The sequence below is a fragment of the Pseudomonas sp. RA_105y_Pfl2_P56 genome (assembly GCF_963970845.1).
In the GTDB taxonomy this organism is placed as follows: Bacteria; Pseudomonadota; Gammaproteobacteria; order Pseudomonadales; family Pseudomonadaceae; genus Aquipseudomonas; species Aquipseudomonas baetica_A.
Genome location: NZ_CAXAPL010000077.1, coordinates 1 through 7,255, shown reverse-complemented (window position 1 = coordinate 7,255; position 7,255 = coordinate 1). Strand labels below are relative to the sequence as shown.

Below are 7,255 nucleotides of genomic sequence, written 5' to 3'. Positions count from 1 at the left end.
CAGCGCAAGGTGATTCCGGCAAACGCCTGACCCGTTATTCGGTAACCCTGCGCCCGCAACTGGCGTACCTCGCGCACCGCGTCAACCAGCGCATCTTCCAGAACCTCAGCGTGCCGAAAATCATCGGTCAAGTGCTGGAAGAGCACGGCATCCAGAGCAACGCCTACGATTTCCAGACCGGTTCGATCTACCCCGAGCGCCTCTACTGCGTGCAATACGACGAATCCGACCTGCATTTCATCCAGCGCCTGTGCGAGGAAGAAGGCATTCACTACCACTTCCAACACAGCGAGGCCGGCCACAAACTGATTTTCGGCGATGACCAGACGGTGTTCCCGAAACTCCAACCCGTGGCCTATCAGCAAGACTCCGGCATGGTCGCCAGCGACCCGGTGATCAAGCGCTTCGACCTGCGCCTGGAAACCCGCACCAGCCGCACCACACGCCGCGATTACGACTTCGAAAAACCACGCCTGACGCTGGAAAGCGAAAACCGTGGCGACGCCCTGCCCGACCTCGAAGACTACGATTACCCGGGCCGTTTCGTTGATCGCGAGCGCGGCAAACACCTGGCCAAACGCGCCCTCGAACGCCACCGCAGCGACTTCCAACTGGCTGAAGGCAAGAGCGATCAGCCGCTGCTGGTCAGCGGCCATTTTCTGGCCCTGACCGAGCACCCAAAAGCCAAGTGGAACGACCTGTGGCTACTCACCGAAGTGCTGCACGAAGGCAAACAGCCGCAAGTGCTGGAAGAGTCGGTGACCAGCGACACCACCGCACTCAAAGACGATTTCCACCAGGGCTACCGCAACCGCTTCCAGGCCACCCCGTGGGACGTGCCGAACCGCCCGCCCCTGCGCCACCCGAAACCGCGCATCCTCGGCAGCCAGAGCGCCGTGGTCACCGGCCCCAAAGGCGAAGAAATCCACTGCGACCAATACGGCCGCGTCAAAGTGCAATTCCACTGGGACCGCGAAGGCCAGGCCGACGACAAAACCAGTTGCTGGCTACGCGTCTCCAGCGCCTGGGCCGGCGCCCAGTACGGCGGCATCGCCATCCCGCGCATCGGTATGGAAGTGCTGGTGACCTTCCTCGAAGGCGACCCCGACCAACCGCTGATCAGCGGCTGCCTGTACCACAAGGAAAACACCGTCCCGTACGCCCTGCCCGCGAACAAGACCCGCACGACGTTCAAAACACTGAGCTCAATGGGTGGCAGCGGTTACAACGAACTGCGCATCGAAGACAAAAAAGGCCAGGAACAGATCTACCTGCACGCCCAGCGGGATTGGGACGAGAACATTGAACATGATCAGAAGATTCGGGTGGGCAACGAACGCCACGACACGGTTGAGCAGAACAGCTACACGGAATTCAAAGCCGAAGAACACCACACCGTTTACGAAGACCGAAAAGTTGAAGCTCGGGCCAACGATCACCTGACCGTGGGCGTGAACCAGCACATCAAGATTGGGACTGGGCAGTTCATCGATGCCGGCCAGGAAATCCACCTAAGCAGCGGCATGAAAGTGGTGATGGAAGCCGGCGCCGAATTGACCCTGGTCGGTGGCGGCAGCTTCATCAAGATCGATGCCGGCGGCGTGACCATGAGTGGGCCGGTGATCAATATGAACTCCGGCGGTGGACCGGGTAGCGGCACGGGCGCTGCGCCGTTGTTGCCGGGGCCGTTGAAGCAGGCGGATGCGGATAAGGCTGGGCAGTTGCTGGTGCCGGCGCAGCGGCAGGCGTTGATGCGTCGTACACCGCGCTGTGAAATTTGCGAGAAAGCTGCCGCGCAAGCCGCGAAGGACGCCGCCAAATGAGCTACCCGTCGAACGCCAACTTTTTGCTGATCGACGGAGTTCTCCGTCCCGATGCGATCCCAAGTCTGTACCAGCTCGGCGAACCGCTGGAGATCGAGCCGTTGTACCTGGGAACGCGGTGGGCGGAATTGAAGGATCTGGGGCCGATACTGGTCAAGCCCTCGGGTTCAACAAGCCTACTGACCCGGACATACCAAAATACTGACCAGCAGATAGACGCCAGTCTGCTCTTCAGCCGCGCGCCCATTAGTATCGTCGCTGATCATTTGAGACAGTTCATCGCTCCATCCGATGTACTGGGGGGCAACGGCATGCTGCGCTTCGCAGACCCGCTGGTCACACGGCATTGGCTCGGCAGTTATCAGGGCGAACACCTTGATGCGATACTCGGCCCGATTGAGTCGTGGTCAATGCCCGAAGAGCTGCATTCCTGGGAGGCAACCACCTCCGCTCAATGGGTAAGCTTTCAGCGTAAATCTCCGACATCGTGGAAGGATAAGTACGCCCTATTGGGTCAGCCACAATTGGACGCCCTCGCTCAGGCCGCACGCTGGCAATTCATCGAGCGACTGCACGATAATTTTGAGCAGTACCATCCTCGACCTCTATCAACTCTGGACAAAAGCATTCGTACCGCGTGGTTTTCTCGACGGTTGGACGAAGCTCAAGCCTGGGGACTATCGAGCGAACGTAGTCTCGCTATCTGGGTCGAATACAGCCTGCGGTGGGGCGCAGGATTCAGCGAAAGCCCTAAAGGGCCTTATCAGGATTGGTTGGCCCGTACCCCCGAGGCCCCCAGACTCGCACCGGAAATACGTATCCAGCAGATGGATAACGATTGCCTGGACATCGAAATAAACAAGGAAGTGTGATGACTCAGCCCGCGACCGAAGCTCAACTGAAACAGGCCAACCGAAACCAGGCATTTACCAATGCACAAATGGGCTCGGGGCAGTGCTCATTGATGGCCGGTGAAGTCGCCATATTTCCTGTGCGTTATGCGGTGGACGAATCACCGAAAAAAGGCACAAATCAGGGTCCTAACCCTCTTCCCAAAGACTGGACAGGCAAGCCGACTGAACTGAAAACCCGCAGTTACACCCTTCGCCAACTGCGCGATGGCTGGCTATATGTGTGGGACAGCGTCGCCAAGACTTTCCATGAATACGAAGTCAAAGGTCACCAGTTCACGCGCCACAAATGGGCTGATGGTCAACTGAATAAGGATGTGCGCAACAACCCCGGTGAAACGCACACATACCTGCTCTATCCCCGTCGCAATCAGTTGCGTATCGCTTACTCGCCCGTCCAGTGGACCTGGCGTATGTGCGAACTCATGCGCAGCAGTGCGACTCAACAGACCCAATGGATGCGTAAAGTCAATCTGGATGGCTTTTGCAGCAGTGGCAAAGCAGGCCATGGCGGCCCGATCACCGAACTGGGTAAAAGTGTCGCGGACATCCTCGCCGCGGGCGAGAGCGCCCCCACTTTCTTAAGCACCCTGCTGCCCACTCAAGCGCCTGAGAAAGGTGGCGAATTCAAGCCCGCATTCGAAGAGGCATTGGTACGCGGCAAGGTGCCTGAACAGGACACTGCCCTGTTTATTGCACTGGATGACCCGCTGGGAATGGTTGATGACTTGACCATGAACCTTGCTGGCAGGCTCATGGAACAGGGGCAGTTTGAAAGTCTGCATCAACAAAAACTGGAAAGTGCGATCGCCGTACAAAGACTATGCGGTTTCGATACCAATGCATTTACGCCCGACTCAATCAAGGATCCGATCAAGCGCCAAGAATACGCTGATGATCTCTATGGGCTTCTGGGCACCAATGATGAAATGGAGCGCGGCAAGGATCTTGTGAGTGGCGATCAAGCTGCGATGGTGGAAATCGGCTCGGCATCTGCGACGACTGCTGCCCAGGCTAAATTCAAAGCCAAATGGGGGAACTTGCCCGATCAGAAAAAATGGCAAGCCGCGCTTGAGGAATGGAATGCCAAGCGTTACTGGCGCGAAGATGTGCGCTTTGACGAGGTACAGAAATACCTGAGCAAGACCACCACCGAAGCACAACGGCTTCAAGACCATTGCAAGCGTAGCGAGCATGACTTGGTCAAATGGCTAGACCAACTAGGCCCCAGCGCCGAAGAGGTCTTCCATGATACCGCCGATGAAGAGCAAGCCTGCCTACTTCTTGAAACCGCTCATGCGCTCTACACCGTGCTGGCCAATGGAGAAAAAGGCCAGGAATGGTTATGTAAACAGGCCGAACGACCGAAAACCCTGTTCGGTATGGCGTTGTTCAACTTCAATCCGGAAGTCGCCAACCTGATCAAACAGGTGACACATAACTTCAGCACTACCGGTAATCTGGATGACCAAGGCCGCGAAAGTGATGGCAGCGCCGCGACATTGACGCCGACCTCAGCCAGCGACGCCACGAACATCGCCACCCGGATCGCTGAAATCAAAGCCGTCTTGGACCTTGAAGTTGTCAAAAACAGCAAGCTCTACAAGGCTATGAGCGATGCTGCCAAACAATCCATGACTACGTTAATCAAGGTCGCCAACAATAAAGCCAAGGATGCATGGCACGGCCTTAGCATCCTGCTATTACCAGCGATGAAAAAAGAAATCGCGCTGACACTCGCCATACCGCAGGTACTGATTTCCACAGAAATTTCCAGTGCGACACAACTTGCCTTCAATCCGACTTACCAGCGCGAATACCAAGCCTGGCAGATGAAGCTGATAACCTTGAACAACAAAATGTCGGACGCTAAAGGCGTATTGTCCCGACCCGGTGCAGCTCACGATCAGCGCTCGGCGCGAATTTCCATGCAAGCTTTTGAAGAAGAACTTAAAAACTTGTTTTTGGCGCGCCCCAATCAACTCGTCGCAAAAGCATCGGGTAGCACTCGCCTGAGCGCAGGCGTGCCGAAAATCAACAATTGGCTAGCCGACCTTGGGCGCTCAGAGTTGGCTTCACAACTCAGAACTGCAGGGACCATGGAATATGTGACAAGTACGAAAAACTGGATGGGCCAGAACTTAGGCAATGCCTTACCGGCCTTGCTCGTCGGATTGAACGTGTGGAACGTCTACACCATCGCCAAACAGGCACAAAACGACGGCGATTTTACGAAAGCTGAATGGCGCAATTTTGGCTCCGCCGCTGCGTACGCGGCCAATGCAATTGCTGCATTGTGGGTTGGTCCGGCTTGGAGCCGGGCCGGTGCGATGTCCCTTGAAGTGGGTGAAAAAACACTAAAATTAGCACAAGCCAGTTACCTTCAATGGATAGATGAAGCCAAAACGGTAATCAAGACAAGCGGTATTGGAAGCGCAGAGGCGACCGCCGCCAACAAGATGGCAACATATTCAAAAGGTCTGATTTTTCGAACAGTGACATGGGCTTTTTTTGGAGCAGTTGCGACTGGAGTTGAGGCATTCCAAATTTCTGAAGATGTCGGCGATGCCAGCAGCCAAGAAGAAAAGTTGCTGTTGTGGTCGAAATTCGGCGTAGTTTTGGGGATGTCTCTCGTCGCATCTGGTCAATTGGTGGGAGCTAGTCTTGGCTATTGGTTTGGATTTGCGTGGGTAATGTCCAATCCGGTTACCATCATTCTGGCCATTCTCGGAATCGCTTATTTGATGATCACAATGGCAGCCAATCGATACAAGCGCGAAGGTTTGCGACTTTGGCTATACCGTTGCAACTGGGGTCGTGGAGCCACTCCTGAGTGGCTCGGCGATGAGGGTCATTCAAAGCAAATGCAAGACCTACTGGAAACGCTACAACGACCAAGCCTAGGAGGAAGGGCTTTGTATTTTGGCGGTGGTAGTACACCTAAGAAATGCTTGGGTTTCTGGGTACAAATCCTGTTTCCTAAAGCACTCGCGGGAAAAGAGGTGATGCTACAACCAGTGATGATCGAAAAAAACTACTTATCGAGCGACGAGATACAAATCACAAGCAAGAATTTCTACGAACAATTCCTCAGTGGAAACTGGATAGATCCAAAATTATTCGGAGAGCTACCAAGCGGAGCTGGGTTAAAAAGCCGCCCGTCAGACTTCATTTATACGGAAGACGAACAGCATTGCCTGTGGCAAGTGTGGATTGATACGCCCAAGGCCAATCCAGTGCTAGAAATGGGAGTCAAGTATCCTCCTGGAACATTCCAGCACAAAAGTGGAAACGCCTATTTATTCAGGATTGCGCTGGAGTGGGCCGCAAGTGAAGCAAATCGAATCAATGAAAAGTTCAGCGGTGAACTAAAGGAAAAGGATGACATGATTCCGAGTTCAAAAAGCGCTGAGCCTTTAAAGCTTTCGATTCCAAACTACACACTTAAAGAGTCGAAGAATGCTTAAGATCAACAAACAGCCCATATTACCACCACAACTTCAGTGGAAGCATGCAGACGAACCAGAACTATTGAGCTGGGCAATTAGAGCTCGAAACTATAACACAGTTATTGCAAACTGCATGTTTCTATTCATGGCCATAATAATACTAGCCGCCACCTTCTTTATGTATTCAGTTTATGAAGACATGGATCAACCTTGGCGCATCGCATCCTGCGTGTTTTTCTTCTCATTTATTCTATTTACAATCTCCTGCATGACTCATCAAAAAATGAACTTCGCCTATCGCTTCACTCAATCCGGATTAGAGTGCTGCGAATGGAAAAACATCCCCGAATGGACGTTAACTTTCTTAAAATGGTTTACTGGGATCACAGCGATCACTTTCATCATTCTCGCCACAATCGACCCCACTTTTTTGATTGGGGCGTTAATTGGACCTGGTGGTATGGGACTAATTTATCTCTCAATGGCTAATTCGAAGAGCTACCGTGAAATGCACACCCAGTACCATCACCTTATATACGAATGGAAAGACTTCACTCAACTAGCCATCGCAACGAATCGAGAGGTAGTGGACTTGAAGTTCACTCACTACAACCAGCGCCTCGGAAAAATCATAAGTTACAGCATCAACATTTTCTGCGAGCCAAAACAGAAGGAGAAAATCGCCAACTTCATAAAGCCCTATTTATCTCCAGATATACCTTTTATCAGGGCCAAGGTAAATGTTCCGATGAGCACAGTCTGATTCATGCGGCGATCATTTGGTGGAAACTAGCTTTGGTTGGCAAATGATTCGAATGTGCGTAGGTAATCTCCACTCCTGATACCATGGCTACGAGCGCTTTTTTTCACCTCGCCCCGACTGCAACTCGGATAGCCAGAATAGTAATATTCTGTGAATGATTGGGTGACCGTGAAAATAATTTATTCGTAAGCGTCTGCCCAACTCACGTTGCGTAAGTCAGACAGATACCCACTGATGCGGCAGCAGTTGGTCGATCTCACTCGCCCGTTGCGTCGGCAACCGCGTCAGCACATCTTTGAGATAGGCATA

Annotated in this window: 5 protein-coding genes; 4 read left to right on the top strand and 1 reads right to left on the bottom strand. The window is 53.3% G+C overall.

Annotated elements, in window-relative coordinates:
* From tssI to AACY11_RS27850, 4 genes are all read left to right on the top strand, one after another.
* Positions 1-1,823 (top strand): type VI secretion system Vgr family protein (gene tssI, locus AACY11_RS27865; RefSeq protein WP_339496260.1); only part of this gene is annotated, 1,823 nt, incomplete at its 5' end.
* The gene (locus AACY11_RS27860; protein WP_339432122.1) at positions 1,820-2,695 is read left to right on the top strand and encodes a DUF4123 domain-containing protein; all 876 of its coding nucleotides are present in this window, start codon (positions 1,820-1,822) and stop codon (positions 2,693-2,695) included. The genes tssI and AACY11_RS27860, both read left to right, overlap by 4 nt.
* Entirely contained in the window at positions 2,695-6,201 is a 3,507-nt protein-coding gene (locus AACY11_RS27855; RefSeq protein WP_339496258.1) for a T6SS effector BTH_I2691 family protein, read from the top strand. The genes AACY11_RS27860 and AACY11_RS27855 overlap by 1 nt, the downstream gene beginning before the upstream one ends.
* The gene (locus AACY11_RS27850; RefSeq protein WP_339432125.1) at positions 6,194-6,946 is read left to right on the top strand and encodes a hypothetical protein; all 753 of its coding nucleotides are present in this window, start codon (positions 6,194-6,196) and stop codon (positions 6,944-6,946) included. The genes AACY11_RS27855 and AACY11_RS27850 overlap by 8 nt, the downstream gene beginning before the upstream one ends.
* 216 nt (positions 6,947-7,162) lie before the next feature.
* On the opposite strand, the gene AACY11_RS27845 is transcribed toward AACY11_RS27850, so the two are convergent.
* Positions 7,163-7,255: transposase domain-containing protein (locus tag AACY11_RS27845; protein WP_057395645.1), on the bottom strand; the 93-nt coding region annotated here is incomplete at its 5' end.

What these genes read in the sequence shown, in the direction of transcription:
- AACY11_RS27855 (WP_339496258.1), top strand. Translation starts at nt 2,695, where the DNA reads ATGACTCAGCCCGCGACCGAAGCTCAACTGAAACAGGCCAACCGAAAC.
- AACY11_RS27850 (WP_339432125.1), top strand. Translation starts at nt 6,194, where the DNA reads ATGCTTAAGATCAACAAACAGCCCATATTACCACCACAACTTCAGTGG.
- AACY11_RS27860 (WP_339432122.1), top strand. Translation starts at nt 1,820, where the DNA reads ATGAGCTACCCGTCGAACGCCAACTTTTTGCTGATCGACGGAGTTCTC.